Source organism: Rhizomicrobium sp. (assembly GCF_056722145.1).
Genome location: NZ_JBWZET010000023.1, coordinates 1 through 20,580 on the forward strand (window position 1 = coordinate 1; position 20,580 = coordinate 20,580).

Here is a 20,580-nt window from a genome sequence, read left to right on the forward strand (position 1 = left end):
GCGCCGGTGGACGAAGTGACACTCGACGTCTTTGCCGACGCACGACCGGCCCACTTCGCCTATTACGACGATGACGGCGCCACCTTTGCCTACGAAAAAGGCGCGTTCTATCGCCAAGCCATTACCGCGGTGGCGGGCAAGACGGGCATTGCGCTGGCGTTCGCGGCGCCCGACGGCAGTTATCGCCCCGCGCTCAAGCAGTATGTCGTGCGCCTGCACGGCCTCGCCGCCAAACAGGTCACCGACGGCGGCCGGCCCATGACCGGCTGGAGAAATGGCCGCGATCGCTTCGGCGCGTTCACCGAAATTCGTATTCCTGCCGGCCGTGCCGCGCAGTTGGTTTTCAACGGAACAGGGACGAAGGTCCGGGAGCAATGAGATCATGATCACTGCAGCACCGATCCCCAGCGCCGCGTCCAGTACCGGCCGCCGTCAGGCCGGCATGGCCGCGATGGTCGTCAGCCTGTTCTTCGTCTGGGGCTTCGTCACCGTCCTCAACGATCCTCTGATCGCCAAGCTGAAGGGTCTGTTCTCGCTCAATTACGCCGAGGCGATGCTGACCCAGTTCGCCTTCTTCCTCGGCTATTTCATCTTCTCGATTCCCGCCGGCATCGTGCTCAGCCGTCTCGGCTATGTGAAGACGATCGTGCTCGGCCTCGTCATCATGGCGGCAGGCTGCCTGATGTTCGCACCGGCGGCGATGGCCGGGACCTATGCCGGATTCCTCGGCGCCTTGTTCGTGGTCGCGGCCGGTATCACCACCTTGCAGGTCGCCGCCAATCCCTACATCGCCGTACTGGGACCGAGCGCGACCTCGTCGAGCCGGCTCACCCTGGCGCAGGCGTTCAATTCGCTGGGCACCTTCCTGGCGCCGTTCGTCGGCGCGGTGTTCCTGCTGCAGCGCGGGGTGCTGGCGCCGAGCGGGGCGACGGCGGCAGCGCTGAAGGCTGCGCGCATCGATGAAGCCTCGCTGGTGCTGAAGCCGTTCCTCGCCATCGCGGCGGTGCTGGTCGTCATGGCGGTGGTGTTCTGGCTGTGCCGACGTGCCCCGTCGCCGGCGACCGGAGGCGCCCAAGGCGGCGTTCGCCTGCATCTGCTGAAGCGGCCGCGGCTGATGTTCGGCGTGTTGTCGATCTTTCTCTACGTCGGCGCCGAAGTCGCCATCGGCAGCGGCATGACCAACTATCTGATGCAGGAGTCGGTGCTCGGCCATCAGGCGGCGGCGATCGGCCAGAGCGTTTCGCGGCTGCTCGCGCCCGTCTTCCATCAGTCGTTCCAGTTCAACGCCGCCCAGGTCGCCGGCGCCATGGTCAGTCTTTATTGGGGCATGGCGATGATCGGGCGGTTCGTCGGCTCGGCGCTGCTGGCCAGAATCACGCCGGCCAAGGTGCTGTGCGTCCATGCGCTGGCGGCGGTGGTGCTGGCGCTGGTGTCGGCCTCGACGCTGGGCATCACGGCGGCGGTCGCGGTGCTGCTGATCGGCATGGCCAATTCGATCATGTTCCCGACCATCTTCACGCTGGCGCTGGAGGGGCTCGAAACCGAGACCGCCGGCGGCTCGTCGCTGCTCTGCATGGCGATCGTGGGCGGGGCGCTGGTGCCGGTGGCCTATGGAGCGTTGGCCGATATCGGCGGTTTGGCGTTCGCGCTGGTGCTGCCGGCGGCCTGTTATTTCGTCATTGCCGGCTACGGCTGGTTTGTGTTGCGTGCATCGCGGCAAGTCCGCCAGGCCTAAAGCGGATTGCATCGGGACTTGTTGCAGGAGGATTTTGCAGTGCTGCAGATCGGGATCGATTTCGGTGGAACGAAGATTGAGGCGGCAGTTCTCAATCCCGAAGGGGCCTATTTGAACCGTTTCCGGGTGCCCAATCCGGGCAACTATGACGGCGCCGTAAAGGCCATCTGCGAACTGGTGCATGGCGTCGAGGCGAGCTTTCGGGTGCGCGGGACGGTCGGCATCGGCTTGCCGGGTTCGTTGTCGCCGACCACCGGATTGATGCGCAACGCCAACTCGACCTATCTCAACGGCCGCCCTTTCCAGGCCGACTTGAGCAAGGCCTTGGAGCGCGAAGTGCGGCTCGCCAACGACGCCAACTGCATGGCGCTGTCGGAAGCCATCGACGGGGCGGCGAGCAAGGCGCGGGTGGTGTTCGGCATCATCGTCGGAACCGGGTGCGGCGGCGGTCTGGTGATCGATCAGCAGCTCGTGGAAGGCCATAACGGCATCACCGGCGAGTGGGGCCATAATCCGCTGCCGTGGCTGGAAGCGGACGAGTTTCCCGGTCCGAAATGCTGGTGCGGCCGTCATGGTTGCGTCGAGACCTGGGTGTCCGGCACCGGCCTGCAGCGCGATTTCCAGGTCCGCACCGGGCGGGCGCTGAGCGGCGCCGAAATCGTCGAACTTTATCGCGACGGCGATCCGGCGGCGGCGGCGGCCTTGGCGCGCTTCATCGACCGCTTCGGGCGCGCCATCGCCATGGTCTGCAACATGATCGATCCCGATGCGATCGTGCTGGCAGGCGGCTTGTCGAATGTCGTCGAGATCTACCAGATGCTGCCGGCGGCGGTGGTGCCCTACGTCTTTTCCGACCGCTGGTCGGCACCGATCGTACCGGCGAAGTGGGGCGATTCCTCCGGCGTGCGCGGCGCCGCCCGGCTGTGGCCGCTGAAACAGACCGAATTCGCCTACTGACGGGGAAACCGTCAGCGGTCCGGCGGGCATTGGCCCGCCGTGCGCGGCCGTGCGCCCCGAGCGCAACGGCGGCGTGCGTCAGCACCGCCGTCTCGGCGCGATGCGGACGCGGTAGCAGACGTTCCGTAAAGGTATGTAGAGGAGGGCATGCGGCGATTTTGCCATCTCGTACATTCGTAAAGACGCGCACTTTTGGACCGCGCCAGAACATTCATCGCCCATTCTCTGAGCATAATGCCTAGGTATTGCGCGCGCATTGCCCTTTTTTGTGCAAAATGGCGATCACCGGCCAATACACCGACGCGGCTCTGGCTAATTTCGGTGCAGAACTGATTTGTACGGTGGAATATTATGACAAAACCACCGCGTTTCTCCCGATCCGGTTGTCATTTGCGAATGCACATGCAACATGTTTGCAACATGCGACAGCCAAAGGCGCGCCTACAATTCCCTGGTTGCTGACGCTCGCGCCATCAAAATCCTAACTTGACCCCAACGTCAGGGATGTGGATGCGCAAGTTGCGTGCGCTCTGGTTCGCCCGAACCGGCCCCTTCCCCACGGAAACCAACCGAACCGAAAAAGGGGGTTCCAGTGGCAAGTAACATGAACGTCTGTCTGCGCTCAGCGCTGTTCCTGAGTGCGGCGACGGCAGCGGCCTTGAGCCTGACGGCGCCGGGATTCGCGCAAGCGAGCGAAACCGTCGTCGTCACCGGCACGCGCATCCAGCAGCTGGGCGTGGCCAGCGCCAGCCCGGTCACATCTGTCGGCCAGGCCGAACTGAAGTTTGAAGGATCGACCAACGTCGAATCGCTTCTGAACAATCTTCCCGCGACCGTTGCGGACCTGACCAACCAGGCATCCAACGGCGCCACCGGCCAGGCCACCGTCGACCTGCGCGGCCTGGGATCGTCGCGCACCCTCGTGCTGGTCGACGGCAAGCGTCTGATGCCGTCCGATCCGTCCAATCCGGTTGCCGACTTGAACCAGGTCCCAGCGGCCCTCGTCGACCATATCGAAGTTCTCACCGGCGGCGCTTCGGCGGTGTACGGGTCCGATGCCGAAGCCGGCGTCGTGAACTTCATCATGCGCAAGGACTTCGAAGGCATCGAGTTCAACGGCCAGGTCTCGATCCAGCAGCTCAACAACTCCGACAGCCGCTGGCGCGGCATGCAGGATCTCGCTGGGTATGCCAAGGCGCCCGAGAACTACTGGGCCGGCCGCACCCTCGATTCGACGATGATCTTCGGCGTCAACACGCCGGACGGCAAAGGCAACGTCACCGGCTATCTCGGCTATCGCACCATCGATCCGGTCACGCAGGCCAACACCGATTATGCGGCCTGCTCGACGGCGGTGAAGTCGACCGGCCTCAAGTGCTTCGGTTCGTCGAACTCCAATCACTGGATCAGCATCGACAACGCCTACGCCAGCCAGAACTACAGCTTCTTCCAGACCGGCACCGGCGCCAAGGGTTCGGGTGCCTTCACCGATTGGACTGGTTCGGCGGCGCAGCGCTACAATTACGGCGCCACCAACTACATCCAGCGTCCGGACGCGCGCTATATCGGCGGCTTCAACGGCCATTATCAGGCCGCGTCGTGGGCCGACGTCTATACCTCGTTCATGTTCTCGGACGACCACACCAAGGCGCAGATCGCGCCGTCGGGCCTGTTCATCGGTACCGGCCGCCACACGCTGCCGGGCGCACCGGCGGGTGCCAATCCGGCCTACAACGAGGTGAACTGCGATAATCCGTTGATGACGGCGCAAGAAAACCAGCTGTTGTGCGGCCAGATCGTCCCCACCGCCGCCTACGCCGATCCGCATAACGCCGCGGTTCACACGCTGTTCGATGAATTCGGCGCGGCGGGTCCGAACAACACCGGCTACGACGCCAAGGTCAACGGCCTGTGGATGGGCCAGGGCAATCTGGTTCCGGGTCAGTCGACCGACTACATCGGCCGTCGCGACATCGAAGGCGGCGCCCGCGTCGACGACCTGCGCCACACCGCCTATCGCTTCGTGCTCGGCGCCAAGGGCGAGATTGCTGACGGTTGGGCCTACGACGTGTCGGGCCAGTACGGCATCACGCTCTACACCGAAAACTACACCAACGAATTCTCGGTGCAGCGCGTCCAGAACGCCCTGCAGGTGAATCCGGCGACCGGCCACTGCATGGCCTACGATCTCGGGATCGACACCAATTGCGTGCCGCTCGACATCTTCAACGGCTACAACTCGATCACCAAGGCGCAGCTCGATTACGTCACCGGCCAGGGCTTCAAGAGCGGCTCGACCGAGGAATATGTCGTCAACGGTTCGGTCAACGGCGATCTCGGCCAGTACGGGGTCAAGTCGCCGTGGGCCCATGACGGCGTCGGCGTCGCGTTCGGCTTCGAATACCGCAAGGAGATCATGGAGCTGCAGACCAGCCGTGATTTCCAGCTCAACGACCTTTACGGCCAGGGCGGCGCCACGCTGCCGGTGCCGACCTCGGCGTTCAGCGTCGTCGAAGGCTTCGGCGAAGTCGAAGTTCCGATCGCCCAGAACCAGCCGCTAATGCAGGACCTGACCTTCAACGGCGGCTTCCGCTATTCGTCGTATTCGACCGCCGGCACGACCTGGACCTACAAGACGGGCCTGCAGTGGAAGGTGATCGACGACGTCAGCTTCCGCGGCAGCTTCGAACATGCGGTGCGGGCGCCGAACGTGCTCGAACTCTACCAGCCGGCCAACATCGTTCTGTTCCAGGGCGCCGATCCCTGCAACAAGGCGACTGGCACGATCCTGGCGAACTGTAATGCCATGGGCGTCAACCAGAGCCTGCCGCTGGCGGCACCGTCGGCCCAGTACAATCAGCAATGGCTGGGCAACACCGGTCTGGTTCCGGAACAGGCCAACACCTATTCGGCGGGCGTAGTCTTGACCCCGACCTTCCTGCCGGGCTTCTCGCTGACCGTCGACTATTATTCGATCAAGGTTGCGCACTACATCAACTCGCTCAACCCCAACACGACGCTGGCCGGCTGCTATGGCACCGAAGCCAACGCCACGACCAAGGCGATCACCTGCCCGCTGATCCACCGTGCCAACGGCGGCACCGGTCCGGTCTACGGCGCCGGCTATGTCAGCGCCGAGACGATCAACACTGGCTTCCTCAAAACCAGCGGCGTCGATATCGAGTCCAACTACTTCACCAGCCTGGACGATCTGGGCGTGGAGCCGGGTTGGGGTTCGATCTCTATCAATTTGGTCGGCACCTACATGAGCGAGCTGGCCACCAATCCGCTGCCGGGCCTCGGCGAGTACGATTGCGCCGGCAAGTTCGGTCTGACCTGCCTGCAGCCCGCTCCGCAGTGGCGTCACAAGATGCGCGTTACCTGGGATACCCCGTGGAATGCGCAGTTCTCGATCCTGTGGCGGCACCTGTCGAGCGCGGCGCTCGACATCAACTCGTCGAATCCCCTGCTCAACGGCTCTTGCGGCGCCAGCAGCGCGCCGTGCCCGGACACCGTCGACGGTCATCTGCCGTCGTTCGATTACTTCGACATCGCCGGGACCTGGGAAGTCAGCAAGGGTCTTGAGCTGCGGGCCGGCATCAACAACATCTTCGGCAAGAACCCGCCGGTGGTGGATTCGAACACCTATTCGGTGTCCGGCCCGCCGTACGGCAACGGCAATACCTATCCGGGCACCTACGACGCGCTCGGTCGGACCTTGTACATGGCGATCACCGCCAAGATGTGATCTCCATCTGGAGTTCGTACAAATCGGCGGCGGGCTTCGGCCCGCCGCTTTTTTTTGAGGGCTTGCCCAGGGCGGCTTGCCCGGGGATACTTCAACGATGGCGCCGGACGGCCAAAATCCCCTGCAACTGATATCGGATGCGTTGCTGAGGCGCGATCCGATGCGCGCGGCTGCCATCGCCGAACAGGCCCTGGCGGCCGGGGGGCGCCATCCGCTGCTCTATACCGCGCGCGCGATCGGGCTCAGCGAGAGCGGCCGTCACGACGAAGCGCTGAAGGATTTCCGCGCCGCCGAAGCGATGGGACCGCTAAATCCCAGTCTCAAGGGTGCCATCGCCTTGTGCCTGACGCGGATGGAGCGGTTCGTCGAGGCGATCGCCGAATACGATGCGGCGCTGGCGTTGGTGCCGGGGTCTGCGCCGCTGCACTGCCGCAAAGGCTGGGCCTGCGAACGGGCCGGCGATCTCGCGGCGGCCCGCCGCGCCCACGAACAGGCGGTGACGTTGGAACCACGCTATAGCGAAGCGCTCGCCCGTCTGGCGTTTCTCGCCGCCCGCCGTGCCGCCTGGGACGAGGCCCGCGACTTTGCCAAACGCGCGCTGGTTCTGGACCCGCGTCAGCCGGGTGCCAGGCTCGCCCTTGCCATCGCCGATCTTGAGGGCGGCGCGCTGGCGGAGGCCGAACGGCGCCTTGTCGATCTCCTCGCCGAAAGCAACAAGGTGGGCTACGACCGCTGTCTTGCCGCCGGCTTGATGGGCGATCTGCGCCACCGCCAGGGCCGCACCGACGAGGCCTATTCGTTCTATCGGCAGGCCAGCGAGGCGGTGCTTGCGCTGCCCCAGCCGGCGGCCCGCGCCCGCCCGATGCTGGAGACGGTGCAAATCCTGCGGCGCCACTTCGAAGCCATGCCGCCGCGCCAGCGCTTCGCCGGCGGCGAGGGGCCGCAGCCGCTGTTCGTGCTCGGGTTCCTGCGCTCGGGCACGACTTTGATCCAGGAAATTCTGGGGGCGCGCGACGACACCGTCGTGCTCGACGAAAAGGGCGCCCTCGCCGACGCCGTCGATGCCTTCATGACCGATATCAAGGGGCTCGATCGGCTGTGGGCGGCCGACGCGGCGACGCTGGCGAAATATCGCGGCCTTTACTGGAGCCGCGTGCGCGAATTCGGCGTCGAGCCCACGGGCCGCACGCTGATCGACAAGATGCCGTTTGCGACCATCCGCATTCCCCTCATCGCGCGGCTGTTCCCGCAGGCGACGATCGTTTTTGCGATGCGCGATCCGCGCGACGTGGTTTGGGGCTGCTTCCGCCAGCGCTTCACCGTGAACGCGACGACGCGCGAACTCGTCACCCTCGAAGGCGCCGCCCGGCTCTATGACGAAACCATGCGGCTGGCCGAGCTGTACCGCGAAAAGCTGTCGCCCAAGCTGTTCGAACTGAAGCTCGAAGACCTGATCGACGATTTCGACGGCCGCATCCGCGCGTTGTGCGATTTCGCCGGCCTTCCCTGGCAGGACAGCATGCGCGATTTTGCCGGCCGCAGCGAGACCATCACCACGCCGAGTTCCATCCAGATCGCTCGCGGCCTCAACCGGCGCGGCGTCGGGCAGTGGCGCCGCTATGTCCGCCAGATGGAACCGGTATTGCCGCTTCTCGCCCCCTGGGTGAAGCGGTTCGGCTACGATTCCGACGAAGGCACCGCACCATGATCGGCATGACCATATCCCCGCAGGAAGTGCAGCAGCGTCTGCTGGCGGACGTGAGCGGGGCGGTGGCGGCCGGCGATTTCCGTCGCGCCTTCGAGGCCGCAAGTCTCGCGTTGCGCCAGGGCCTGCGCCATCCGATCTTTTTCAATGCGCGCGGACTGTGGCTGCAGCGCACCGGCGATTTCGAAGCGGCGCTGGCCGAATTCCAGGCGGCACTGGCGCTGGCGCCGAACACGCCGGTGATCCTCTCCGCCATCGGCGTCTGTCTGCAGCAGATCGGCCAACTCGAGGACGCCGCCAAGGCGTTTGATGCCTCGTTGGCCGGCATGCCGGATTTCCCCCAGACCCATTTCCGCAAAGGCAAGGTCAAGGCCGATCTCGGCGAGCATGAAGAGGCCGAGGCCTGTTACCGGCGCGCCATCGAACTCGATCCCAAATACGCCGAAGCCATCGCCAATCTCGCCTCCGTGCTGGCGCGCAAGGGCGAGGTCGGGACGGCGCGGGCGCTGGCGGCCGAGGCGCTGGCGCTCAATCCGGCGGAGCCGACGGCGCAGGTGGCCCTCGCCGTGCTCGAGATCGGCGAGAAGAAGTATGTCGAGGCCGAACAGCGTCTGCGCGGCGTGTTGGACACTAGCCCACTCGGGGTTTTGCCGCGCGCCGCGGTGCTGGCGCTGATCGGCGACACCCTCGACGGCCAAAAGCGCTATGGCGAGGCGTTCGCGGCCTACAAGCAGAAGAACGATGCGGTGTTCGACCAGTTCGCGGCGCGCTACGGCGGCGAGTTGGGGCTCGAGGCGACCGTCAATCTCACGCGCTATTTCGAGGCCGCCGGTCGGGCTGCCTGGCGCGCGCCCGATGATAACAGTGCGGTGCCGGGTGCAGCAGCGACCCATGTTTTCCTGATGGGCTTTTTGCGCTCCGGCACGACCTTGCTGGAGCAGGTGCTGGCATCCAATCCCAACATCGACGCGCTCGAGGAGAAATCCCTCCTCAACGACGAAAGCGAGACCTATCTCACCAGCGTCGAAGGCCTCGAGGCATTGGCCCGCTTGACGGCCGCCGAAGCCGATAGCCTGCGCCGCGCCTATTGGCAGCGGGTGAAAAAAGAAGGCCTCGCGGTGGAAGGGCGCATCTTCGTCGACAAGCAACCGCTCAACACCACCAAGCTGGCGCTGATCGCCAAGCTGTTCCCCAAGGCCAAGATCATTCTTGCCGTGCGTGATCCGCGCGACGTCGTGTTCTCCTGCTACCGCCGCCATTTCGGCGCCAATGCCACCATGTTCGCGTTCCTCAAGCTGGAGAGCGCGGCGCGTTTCTATGCCGGGGTCATGGATCTGACGGCGCTCTACCGCGACAAGCTGGTGCTCGATGTCTTCGAGCATCGCTACGAGGACATGGTGGTCGATTTCGAGCCGCGGGTGCGCGCGTTGTGCGATTTCCTCGGCATCGCCTGGGACGACAAGATGCGCGAGTTCAACAAATACACCCCGGCGGTGGATTTGCGCTCGCCCAGCGCGCTGCAGGTCCGCAAGCCGCTCTACAGCGACGCCTTGGCGCAGTGGCGCCGGTACGGCGAACATCTCGCGCCGATGCTGCCGATTTTACGGCCGTGGGTGGAAAAATTCGGCTATCCGCCGGATTGAAACATGGTTTGCGACGCATTGTGATTTCTGTGCGGGGCCGGGCGTGCTAAAGTTGCCGCCTCAGCCCGGAAGAGGGAAAGATGAAGACGTGGTCCGTTTTTGCGCTCGGCGCTGTCTTGTTCACGTTCACGCCGGCTTTTGCCGACGATACACCGGCGGCTGCCAGTAGCACGACCGCCGCGCCCGCCAAGGATGATGGTGACGAGATGATCTGCCATCGCGAAAAGCTGACCGGAACCAATTTGCTCGGGCCCAAGATCTGCAAGCCCAAGAAGCTGTGGCAGCAGCAGCATCAGGATTCGCAGGACACGCTCAACCAGCAGACCCAGAAGGCCCTGCTCAACCAGCCGCCGGGCGGTTGATCGCTATTTCTCGACGATCCGGAACGCCGCGGACGCATTCTTGATGCGGCCGAGCTGGCAGCCGGTCGCATCGAGGCGCCCGTTGACGCGCGCCCCGATGACGACGTCGTGGCTCGGCGTGCCGATACCGCTGCGCTCGATGGTCACCCGCTCCAGGGTTGCGTCGGTGAGCTGGCGCAATTCCCTCACATCCGCCGGCACGATGACGCCGAAGCCGTCCGACAGACTGTCCTCGATGCGGATATCGCTGATCCGAAGGCCGGCAATCGACAGCCGTTGCAGTGCGATCTGCAGCGCCGGGCGCCACGCCCAGCCGTGGTCATAACCGCCGCAGCGCACCAGGCGGCAGTTCTTGACCTCGGTGAGACCGCTGAAGTTGTTGTTGGTGGTGGCGTTCGAGGTTTCGAACGTGGTGGAAATCAGGATGCCGCAGCCGGTGGTGATGTCGGTGAACAGGCAATCTTCCACGCGGTTGCTGGCGCCGCCGTAAATCGAGGCGCCTTGCGCCAGCGACGGCAGTTGGCCGGTGCAGCGGCGGATGACGTTGTTGCCGGGCACGGCGCCTTCTTGGGTGAAGCCCTGGTCCGAGGGCGACGGCCAGATGGCGAAGCAGTCGTCGCCGGTGTTGCGGGTGGCGCAGTTCTCGACCACGCAGTCGCGGGTCTCGACGCACAGATTGATGCCATCGGCGAACAGATTGCGCATGCGGCAGCCTTCCACCCGGAAGCCGCGGCAGACATAGAACCACAGGCCGACCTTGGTGTGCTCGATCCACAGCCGCGACACCGTGCAGTTGCTGCCGCGGGCGCCGAAGATGCCGTCGTTCTGTTCCTGGTCGTTGCGGTATTTCAGCTTGCCGTCGAGGGCGAAATCGCAAATCCGGCTGTTTTCGCCGGTCAGCTTGAAGCGCAGGCGTCGGTTCGCCTGCGGATACAATGCTTCGTCGCCGACGAAGGTCGTGTGCCACATGCCGGCGCCTTGCAGCGTCACGTTGGATGGCATCACGATGTCGCCGGTCAGCTTGTAGGCGCCGGCCGGAACATAGGCGATCTTGCCTTGCTTGGCGGCGGCGGCGACGAGCGCCCGCAACGCCTCGGTGTCGTCGGCCGCGCCGTTGCCGTCAGCGCCGAAGTCGCTGAGCGCCAGCGCGCCCTCGGGGCGAGCCAGCGGCGGGGCGACCAGTTCGAGATCGACGAGGTCGATGATGCAGTACGGCGCCGCGCCGGTCTTGGTCAGGGTGACGACATCGCCTTTGGCCAGCGGCACATCCTTCAACCGGACGTCGTCGTAGAAGTGGCGCGGCTTGCCGTCGGCGGGATTGTTGGTGAAGGGGTATTCGCCGTAGATCCACGAAAAGCGCGAGCTGAGCGCGATGTCGGCGACCTTCACGCCGTTGCGGCTCAAGCTCAGGGTGTCGGCAAGGCCGCTGCCGTCGGGCGCATCGGGCAACGAGAAGCGGATCACCAGCGCATTGGCGGCGGCAGCCACCGGGAATTCGACATATTGGTCGGCCGTGAGTTTGACGCAGCTCTGGTTGGCGGATTCGTTTTCGACCCGGAACGGACCATAGGCCGGTCCCATCACGGTGCCGGAGGTCTTCATCGCCTCGGCCTGATAGCTCGTCCACGGAACATCAGCACCGACGGGCCCGGTCATCGGCGCAAGCGCAAAGGCCGGCGCCGTGGTGACGAAGGCCGCGGTGGAGATCAGAAGCTCGCGCCGGTTCATGGCACCCCCCGTTGTAGCGCTGCGGCAGCGCGAAATGTTTAAGCGACTTTGCCGGCCCGTTCCATCGTCAGGGTCTTGCCGGGTGCGGCGGTAACGCTGCGACCCCAGAGCACGAAGCAATGGGCCTGGCGGTTGCCGGCGGCGGCCGTGACGGTGACGCTGTCGTGGCCGATCGAGACCGAGAAAGTGTCGCCCCGATAGGCGAGCTTGAACGACAGCGATTTCCAGCTCTTGTACAGGCGCGGGTTGATGGCGACATGGTCCGGGCCGGCGCTGACGCCACCGAAGCCGAATACGGCGGTCATCCAGGCACCGCCGTTGGCGGCCGGATGCGAGCCGCCCATGAACACGGTGCCGACATAGACCTTGTACTTGCCTTCGAGATCGAGCTTGGCGGTCTTGAGGAAATAGTTATAGGCGAAGTCGAGGTCGCCGAATTCGGCCGCCACCATGGCATAGGCGCAGGCCGACAGGCTGGAGCCGTGCTCGGTGCGCGGCTCGTAATAGGTCCAATTCGCCTTCTTGATCGCGGGCGTGAAGCGGTCCTTGAACAGGTTCAGCATCATCACCACATCGGCCTGCTTGATGACCTGGGTGGGGACGGCAAGGCCCTGTCCGGCGCCGAGGTATTCATCGGGATGGATGCGCTGGGCCTTCAATTCCTCGACCGGCACATCCTTCAAGTTGAAATAGCCGTCGAACTGCTCGATCAGCCCGCTCTGAGGATCGGGCTCGGGCACATAGATGAGGCGCGAGGCCTCGGCGAACAGCGGCAGTTCCTTGGCGATATCGATCTTCTTGACCAGGGCTGCGAGTTCGTCGGGGTGGCGGTCGGCGAAATGCCCAACGACGGCGCAGGCGATCTCGAACGTCGCCTTGGCCACCATGTTGGTGAAGGCGTTGTTGTTGACGCGCTCGTGGTATTCGTCGGGCCCGATGACGTCGAGCACCTCATAGCGGTTCTTGTCCTTCTTGAAATAGGCGTAGGAATAGAAGAACCGCGCGCATTCGAGGATGACTTCGGCACCGCCTTCGCGCAGCACCGAATCATCGCCGGTGACCTTGAAGTATTCCCACATGGCGATGGCGACGTCGCCGGAGATGTGCACCTGCTTGTCGCGGAAATGGGTGCGCAGCTCGCGCTTGGTCAAAGGATCGCCGATGTTGAAATAGGTGCAGGCATCGTCGCCGGTTTCCTGGCTTTCCCAGGCATAGAAAGCGCCGCGGAAGCCCGCACCTTCCGTCAGCGCCTTGCGCCGCGCACCGGGGAGAGTCTTGATGCGGTAGCGCAAAAGCTCGGCCGCCTTCTTCGGGCTGGTGTGCAGGAAGAAGGGGAACATGAACATCTCGGTGTCCCAGAACACCGCGCCCTTGTAGACCTGCCCGGAAAGGGCGCGGGCGGGAATCGAATTGGCGCTGCCGTCGATGGGCGCCACGATCAGAAGCTGGAAAATCGAATAGCGCAGCGCGTGCTGGGATGGCGCGTCGCCCTCGATGATGACGTCGCAGTTCGCCCATTTGGCGGCCCAGGCGGCGTTATGCTCGGCGAGAAGGCCCTCATAGCCGATCTTCTTGGCATCACGCACCAGGCCGACCGCATCGTCGGCGGCGTCGCCGTTGCCGGTGATCACGGCGAAGACCTTGTCGAAGGTGTAGGTCTTGCCGGCTTCGGCGGCGAGGCTGATGGCGTGGAGCTTGCGCCCGTCGGTGGCGATGGCGCGTTCGGTCCCGAACGGGGCGCGGATCGATTCGGCGACCGCGATGGCGAGGCCCGTCTCGTGGGTCCGGCCGTGGGCGAGAATGGCGTCGCCCCGCAGTTCGAACGACAGGCCTTCGATATGCGGGCCGTTGAGGTCCCAGATGTTGCCGTCGATGCCGGTCTCGATGGTGATGTCGGTGGCCGTGTCGACGCTGACCGAATAGCGCACGACGCCGATTTCGGGGCGTACCGCGGAAAGAAATCGCGTCGACGCCACGGTGATGATCTTGCCGTTCAGCGCGAAACTGGTCTCGCGGCGAAAGGTGGCGTTGGCCAGCGACAGGGTCTGGCGATGTGCCATGACGTTCGACTGCAGCGCCGACAGGATTTCGCCGTCGACGATGATCCGGGTGAAGGCGCCGTTGGGGGCGTTGACCGGCTCGCGCCAGGCGTCGCCGACGCGATCGAACACGCCCGCCAGGGTGATGGCGACCAACTCGCTCGGGCCGTATTCGTCGAGGGTGCCGCGATAGCCCATATAGCCGTTGGCAATCTGATAGATATTGCCGTGGCGCATCACCGCTTCGCGATCGCGGGCGGGCTCGTTGGCTTCGACGATCCAGGGATTGGTCATGCCGCGTGCCTGTGCTTGTCGTTCACGAACAGCATGGCGAACCCGGCCAGCACCATGCAGGCGCCGGCGAGGACGAGGGCGTAGATCGCTTCACCGTGGAACACGGTGCGCACCAGAAGGCCCAGCACCGCGGCGGCGATGATCTGCGGGATCACCAGGAAGAGATTGAACATGCCCATGTAGACGCCCATTTTGCGGTGCGAGACGGCGCTCGACAGGATGGCGTAGGGCATGGTGAGCAGGCTGGCCCAGGCGATACCGATGCCGACCATCGAGATCAGCAGCATCATCGGATCGTGGATCACGACCATCGACATCAGGCCGAGACCGCCGATGATCAGGCAGACGACGTGGGTGGCGACGCGGCCGATCCAGCGCGCCAAAACCGGCAGCAGGAAGGCGACCACCGCGGCGATGCCGTTGTAGACCGCCATCAGGACGCCCGCCCAGTTGGCGCCTTCGTTGTAGACGACCGAGGTCGTATCGCTGGAATGGAAGTGGAAGGCAGTGATCGCCGGGGTGGTGTAGATGAACAGGGCGTAGAGCGCGAACCAGGTCAGCATGGTGACGAGGGCGAGCTGCTTCATCGTCGCCGGCATGTTCTTGAGGTCGGCGACGATCTCGACCATGCCCTTGATCTTGCCGGCCTTGGCGCGAGCGGCAGCGACGAGCTGCAACAGGCCGTAGAAGATCACGCTGCCGGTCAGGATGTAGAGGCCGGCGTACCAGTTCATCGCGAAGATCGCGTAGGAAAGGCCCGCGCCCGCCAGAACCAGGAGGACGCCCTGCCGGATGCAGCTCTTGCGGTTGAGGAGGGTCGCATCGGCTGTATCGTCCGTCTTGGCGACGGCAAAGGACTCAAGTTCTTCAGGCGAGTATTCCCGAACCGTGAAGATGGTCCACAACACGGCAGCCAGGAAGGCAAAGCCGCCGATATAGAAGGACCATTTGACTGACGGGGGAAGCACGCCGGCGGGCGCGGTATTGGCGATGTGCAGCCAATTGGTGAAAACCCAAGGACAGACTGAAGCGACAACCGAACTGACCCCGATGAAAAAGGTCTGCACCGCGAAGCCCTGGGTGCGTTGTTCGTCGGGCAGCATGTCGCCGATAAAGGCGCGGAACGGCTGCATGGTGGTGTTGATCGACGCGTCCATGATCCACAACATGCCGGCAGCGGCCCATAGCGCTGGCGAGTTGGGCATCGCGATCAGGGCCAGCGACGACAGGATGGCGCCGATCAGGAAATAGGGCTTGCGACGGCCGAACCGGCTCCAGGTCTTGTCGCTCAAATGGCCGATCAGCGGCTGGATGACGAGGCCGGCGACGGGGGCGGCGACCCACAGGATCGCGATGTCATCGAGCCGGGCCCCGAGGGTTCCGAAGATGCGGCTGATGTTGGCGGTCTGCAGGCCGAATCCGAACTGGATGCCGACATAGCCGAAGCTCATGTTCCACAATTGCCAAAAGTTCAGCCGGGGTTTTGTTGTCATTGCAATCTCGCGCCGGGTTGAGTGCGCACGGTGTTTTCGAACCAGTTGTCGAGCTTTTCCAGTGAGATTTCCGCAAGATCGCGGACCACGAGATCGGCGCCGTGGCGGCGCAGTTCGTCGCTGTTGCCGTCGCGCGCCACTCCGAGGGTCAGGCCGAAGCGGCCGCGGGCGCCGGCGGCGACGCCACTGACGGCGTCCTCCACCACGATGGCGCGGTGCCTTGCGACGCCAAGCTGATCGCAGGCGACGGCAAAAATATCGGGGGCGGGCTTGCCCTTGAGGCCGAGTTCGGCCGAGACGACGCCATCGATGCGGGCCTCGAACAGGTCGGCGATGCCGGCCTTGCCGAGCACCAGGGCGCCGTTCTTGGAAGAGGTGGCGACCGCGACCTTGACGCCCTGCCGCTTCAGCGCGGTGATCAGCACGATGGTCGAGCCGAACACCTGCACGCCGGTTTCCTTCAGCACCCGGTTGAAGGCGCGGTCCTTGCGATTGCCGAGGCCGCAGACGGTTTCGGCTTCGGGTGGATCGGCGGGATCGCCGAACGGCAGATCGATGTCGCGGGAGGCGAGAAACGTCTCGACCCCTTCATAGCGCGGCCGGCCGTCGACATGGGCAAGATAATCCTCGCGCCGGAACGGCTCGAACGGCGTGCCAGCGCTTTCCGCGCGATCCATCAGGAAGCCGTCGAACATGTCCTTCCAGGCCGCGGCATGCACGGCGGCGGTGTCGGTGATGACTCCGTCCATGTCGAAGATGGCGGCATCAAAGTGCACGGCTCGCCCCCTTCGTCGCGGCGGCCCGACGTGGTCTGTGGCAAATGATCTCTACGCGCCGCCGACACATGGCTCTACTCAAACGTTGGTGTACGGACGACGCGCGGTCGTCCGTTGGGGATGCGGGTCATGCCGCCAAGGGCCATTATCGCCGCGTTGGGTAAGCTGCCAATTGCAGCGCATACGTATACTTGCTTGGGGCTATGCGCGTTTCGGCCGCTCTCGCCGGTTCACGTCACGCACATCGGGGATGCTGTGGCCAAAAGGCAATACACAAATCGATGCGTGGGCACGTCGCGCACGTATACGTATACGGCAGGATTGGTCCTTTTAGCATGTGGCGAGATTATGCCGGCCGATCACACGAGGTCCGTGGACCGCCGTGTTTGATGCGAACGTCACCAGGGGGTAGCCCTCAATTAAACAGCCTTTCGCACAAAGCGTGCGGTCGCAAGCGCAAGCGGCGACGGATCGAGGCAAAAGAGTTTGGGAGGATTGACAACATGAGTAATAGTGAGTTTGGCCGCAAGGCCGCCATGCGGGGAAGCGTATCGTTGCTGGCGTTGGCGGCCTTCGCCTATGCCGCACCGGCGTACGCGCAGGCCGAAGGGTCGATGGAAACCATCGTCGTCACCGGCGTCCGGGCTTCGCTCGAAAGCGCCGTGTCGATCAAGCGTAACGCCGACACTGTCGTCGACTCGATCACCGCGACTGACATCGGCGTGTTCCCGGACAAGTCGGTGTCCGACGCCATTCAGCGCGTTCCTGGCGTGACCGTGTCGCATCTGCAGTCGGATGACGACACCACCCATCCGTCGGGCGAAGCGACCGGCGTGCTGGTCCGCGGCCTGACCTTCGTACGCACCAACTTCAACGGCCGCGACAGCTTCTCGGCCGACGGCCATCGCGGACTGAACGTCAACGACGTGTCGCCGGAAATGATCGGCGGCATCGACGTCTTCAAGAACCAGACTGCCGACATGCTCGAAGGCGGCATCGCCGGCATCGTGAACATCCGCACGCGCATGCCCTTCGACAACGACGACCACACCCTCGCGGGTTCGGTCAAAATGAACTACAACGACCGCGCCGACGACGTGACCTATGACTATTCGGGCGTGGGCGGAAAGAATTTCGACACCAGCATCGGCCGCATCGGCTTCCTGCTCGGTTACGCCAATTCGCACGTCGTAACGCAAACCAATTCGGTCATTGGGCTGCGCAATGGCACATTCTGCTCGGCTGGCGCGGCAAACCCGGATGGTACCGCGATCGTCAACTCCGGATCGATCCCCTGTACCGCGAATCCCTATGGCGGTTCGAGCTGGGCCTACATTCCGGATGAAGTGAACTACAGCCGCGTCAACTACAACCGCAAGCGCGAAGGCAAGTCGGCCGAGCTGCAGTGGGAGAGCCCGAACAAGGATCTGCGCTGGAACTTCCAGTACAACGAATCCAACTATCGCAATGCCTGGCTCGAACACAGCTCGAACATCAACCTGTTCGGCTTGTGGGGCCATCCGGGCTTCGATCCGCTGAACACGATGCCGGTTCAGCCGGCGTTCGGCACGTCGCCGTTCACCTTCAATTCTAATGGCACGTTGCGGTCGGGCACGCTCGCGAATGGGATTGGCTCGTTCTACATGAACGACAACCTGGCGGACACTACATCGCGGGCGTCGGTCGTTCCGGGCCTTCCCTATGTCAATTTCTGCGGCACCGGCACGCATTGCGCCAATCCGAACACCCAGGGCGTAACGCTCGAAAACCAGTCGCGCATCTTCGACCATTCGGAAGGTACGCGTGACCTCTCCACGAACCTTCAATGGGACGTGACCCCGAAGCTGCACGCCACCTTCGATGGTCAGTACGTCAGCGCCAAGACCGGCAACAATGACATGCTGGTCGCCAACGACATCCTGGTCGACGCCAAGTATACGCGCGACGGCAACGGTGCCCCGACGATCGCGCTGACGCCCGGCGACAACTCCAATTACGCGCCCGGCTTCCTAACCAATCCGCAGAACTACTACAGCGCGTTCATTCAGGATCACAAGGAAAAGAACAACGCCCAGGAAATCGCGCTCAAGGGCGATGTCCAGTGGGATGTCGACAACGGCTGGCTCAGCTACATCAAGGCCGGCGTGCGCTATGCCAACCGCAAGCAGGTGGTGCGCTATTCTGCCTATAACTGGCAGCCGGTCGCCAACACCTGGCTGTGCAATGGTCCCGGATTCAGCATCAACGCCACCGCGCCGGCCTCGTATTCTGGCGCCTGCGGCACCAGCCAATTCACCGGCTATGGCAGCAACATCTGGTACACCCAGAGCCTCGGCAACGACTTTTTCGACGGCAAGGTCTTCAATCCCGGCGCAACGGTCTGGCTGAAGAACTCCGTCTTGTCCGATCCCAACGCCGTCGCCATGGCGTTGGGTCACAAGGAGACCGGCAGCCCCGGTTCGTGGGACCCGATCTGCGCGCGCGCTGGCACCACCGACTGCTTCCTGCCGTCGGAAGTTCTGGACGTGACGGAAAAAACCACGGCCGGCTACCTGATGGTTGCGTTCGGCGGCGACAGCCTCGCAGTGGCGGGCTTCCCGGTGTCGGGCAACATCGGCGCCCGCTATGTCAAGACCGAACTGACCTCGACGGGCGGCATCTCGTACCCGACCGCCGACTGGTACAACAACCAGTTCGTGGGCAACAACCCGGCCAACGCGCCGCTGACGCCTTGCAGCACCCCGGTTACCGGCAACAACGTCACCAACATCTCGTGCTGGCTGACGTCGAACCTCGCCGCCTTCTCGAACGGCGGTTCGGGCCTCAACTCCTACGGCAAGACCAGCTACAACCTCCTGCCGAGCTTCAACCTGCGCGTCGACCTTTCCGACAACACGCTCCTGCGTTTTGCCGTGTCGGAAGCTATGTCGCGTCCGGACTTCGGCTACCTGCGCAACTACGTCGGCATTTCGGCCCCGGCGGTCGACACCTCCAGTACGTCGGCCTACGTGACCTACAATTCGCCGACCGCCGCGCACACGCCGGCGAACGTGACCGGTTACAACTTCGTGTTCATCGCCAACGCGGGCAATCCGGCACTGAAGCCGATGACCTCGTGGCAGTATGACGCGACGTTCGAGCATTATTTCAGCGCGTCGAGCTCGTTCACGGCTGACCTGTTCCTGAAGGAGCTCAACAACTCGATCGCCTACGGCGATGTCGCCCGGTCGATCACCAACAACGGCGCGACCGAGAACATTCTCGTCCGCGGTCCGGTCAATTCGCCGAACGGCGGCGAGCTGTGGGGCTTCGAAGTGGCGTATCAGGCCTTCTTCGACTTCTTGCCGAGTCCGTTTGATGGCTTGGGCACCCAGCTGAACTACATCCACACCCACCAGGCTGGCATTCACAATTCCAACCTGTCGGTTCAGCCGGGCTACCTCGCCGGTTCGACCATCGCCTTTGGTGGCGGCCTGCAGATCGACAATGCGATCATCGACTCGCATCGTTTGGCTGGTATCAGCGACGACTCCTACAACATCGTCGCCTTGTACGAGAAGGGACCGATCGGCGTCCGCTTCGCCTACAACTACCGTTCGCAGTTCCTGACCGACAACCTCGACTGCTGCACCGGCACGCCGATGTATCAGAAGGGCGCCGGCTTCCTCGATGGGTCGATCCGCTATTCGGTCGACGATCATTGGGAAGTGTCGCTCGACGGCTCGAACCTGCTCGACACCACGACGGTGTTCCAGCAGCAGGTCGCCGGCGACACCTCGCTGTCGCCCAAGGCGAAGCCGGTCATCCTCGACACCGGCTGGTCGAAGAGCGGCCGTCTGCTGCAGTTCGCTGTCCGCGTGAAGTATTGATCTCATCAGGCGGGGCACCCCTCAACGGGTGCCCCGTTCCGCTGGGCTTACCTTTCCCGATTTGCTTCTCGGGGCTCGCATTTTGTGCGGGCCCCCTTTCTCGTATTCGGGGAGCAATTCCCGGTTGTGTAGCAAGCAAGCTGCTTTTGTCACCGGTCTGTGTCATGGTGCGAGACGCATAAGCGACGGAACAGGGGCCGATGGGAGGAAAGCGCGATACTGAATCCGGAC

General features: G+C 63.9%; 12 protein-coding genes. 8 read left to right on the forward strand and 4 right to left on the reverse strand.

All coding sequences use genetic code 11. The features are described from left to right. From AC1P6P_RS01220 to AC1P6P_RS01250, 7 genes are all read left to right on the forward strand, one after another. Window positions 1-378, forward strand: a 378-nt coding sequence (locus tag AC1P6P_RS01220; RefSeq protein ID WP_481400609.1) for a DUF5110 domain-containing protein, incomplete at its 5' end; no start/stop codon positions are given. A gap of 4 nt (window positions 379-382) precedes the next feature. Next, window positions 383-1,735: a sugar MFS transporter gene (locus AC1P6P_RS01225; protein ID WP_481400610.1), complete on the forward strand. Its 1,353-nt coding sequence runs from the start codon at window positions 383-385 to the stop codon at window positions 1,733-1,735. A gap of 39 nt (window positions 1,736-1,774) precedes the next feature. Further along, window positions 1,775-2,692 (forward strand): ROK family protein, encoded by a 918-nt coding sequence (locus AC1P6P_RS01230; protein WP_481400611.1) that lies wholly within the window; start codon window positions 1,775-1,777, stop codon window positions 2,690-2,692. Window positions 2,693-3,296: 604 nt separating this feature from the next. After that, window positions 3,297-6,440 carry a TonB-dependent receptor domain-containing protein gene (locus tag AC1P6P_RS01235; RefSeq protein ID WP_481400612.1) on the forward strand — a complete coding sequence of 1,048 codons (3,144 nt, stop codon included), beginning with the start codon at window positions 3,297-3,299 and terminating at the stop codon, window positions 6,438-6,440. Between the two features lie 160 nt (window positions 6,441-6,600). Beyond that, window positions 6,601-8,148, forward strand: coding sequence for a tetratricopeptide repeat-containing sulfotransferase family protein (locus tag AC1P6P_RS01240; RefSeq protein WP_481400613.1), 1,548 nt, complete (start codon window positions 6,601-6,603; stop codon window positions 8,146-8,148). Beyond that, the gene (locus tag AC1P6P_RS01245) at window positions 8,145-9,788 is read left to right on the forward strand and encodes a tetratricopeptide repeat-containing sulfotransferase family protein (protein ID WP_481400614.1); all 1,644 of its coding nucleotides are present in this window, start codon (window positions 8,145-8,147) and stop codon (window positions 9,786-9,788) included. The genes AC1P6P_RS01240 and AC1P6P_RS01245 overlap by 4 nt, the downstream gene beginning before the upstream one ends. An 80-nt stretch (window positions 9,789-9,868) precedes the next feature. Further along, the gene (locus AC1P6P_RS01250; RefSeq protein ID WP_481400615.1) at window positions 9,869-10,150 is read left to right on the forward strand and encodes a hypothetical protein; all 282 of its coding nucleotides are present in this window, start codon (window positions 9,869-9,871) and stop codon (window positions 10,148-10,150) included. 3 nt (window positions 10,151-10,153) lie between these two features. Here AC1P6P_RS01250 and AC1P6P_RS01255 read toward each other — a convergent pair whose 3' ends face one another. Genes AC1P6P_RS01255 through AC1P6P_RS01270 form a run of 4 tightly spaced genes read right to left on the reverse strand, consistent with a single transcriptional unit; the run spans window position 10,154 to window position 16,480 of the window. Further along, window positions 10,154-11,878, reverse strand: a complete 1,725-nt coding sequence (locus AC1P6P_RS01255) for a glycosyl hydrolase family 28-related protein (protein WP_481400616.1) — start codon at window positions 11,876-11,878, stop codon at window positions 10,154-10,156. 38 nt (window positions 11,879-11,916) lie between these two features. Continuing rightward, a complete protein-coding gene (locus tag AC1P6P_RS01260) occupies window positions 11,917-14,211 on the reverse strand; it encodes a glycoside hydrolase family 65 protein (RefSeq protein WP_481400617.1) in 2,295 nt (764 codons plus the stop codon). After that, complete coding sequence (locus AC1P6P_RS01265; RefSeq protein WP_481400618.1) at window positions 14,208-15,704, reverse strand: MFS transporter; 1,497 nt, start codon at window positions 15,702-15,704, stop codon at window positions 14,208-14,210. The genes AC1P6P_RS01260 and AC1P6P_RS01265 overlap by 4 nt, the downstream gene beginning before the upstream one ends. Further along, window positions 15,701-16,480, reverse strand: a complete 780-nt coding sequence (locus tag AC1P6P_RS01270; protein ID WP_481400619.1) for an HAD family hydrolase — start codon at window positions 16,478-16,480, stop codon at window positions 15,701-15,703. Before AC1P6P_RS01270 ends, AC1P6P_RS01265 begins: the two co-directional genes overlap by 4 nt. A gap of 503 nt (window positions 16,481-16,983) precedes the next feature. Here AC1P6P_RS01270 and AC1P6P_RS01275 point away from each other — a divergent pair. Further along, entirely contained in the window at window positions 16,984-20,349 is a 3,366-nt protein-coding gene (locus AC1P6P_RS01275; RefSeq protein WP_481400620.1) for a TonB-dependent receptor, read from the forward strand. Window positions 20,350-20,580 lie beyond the last annotated feature (231 nt).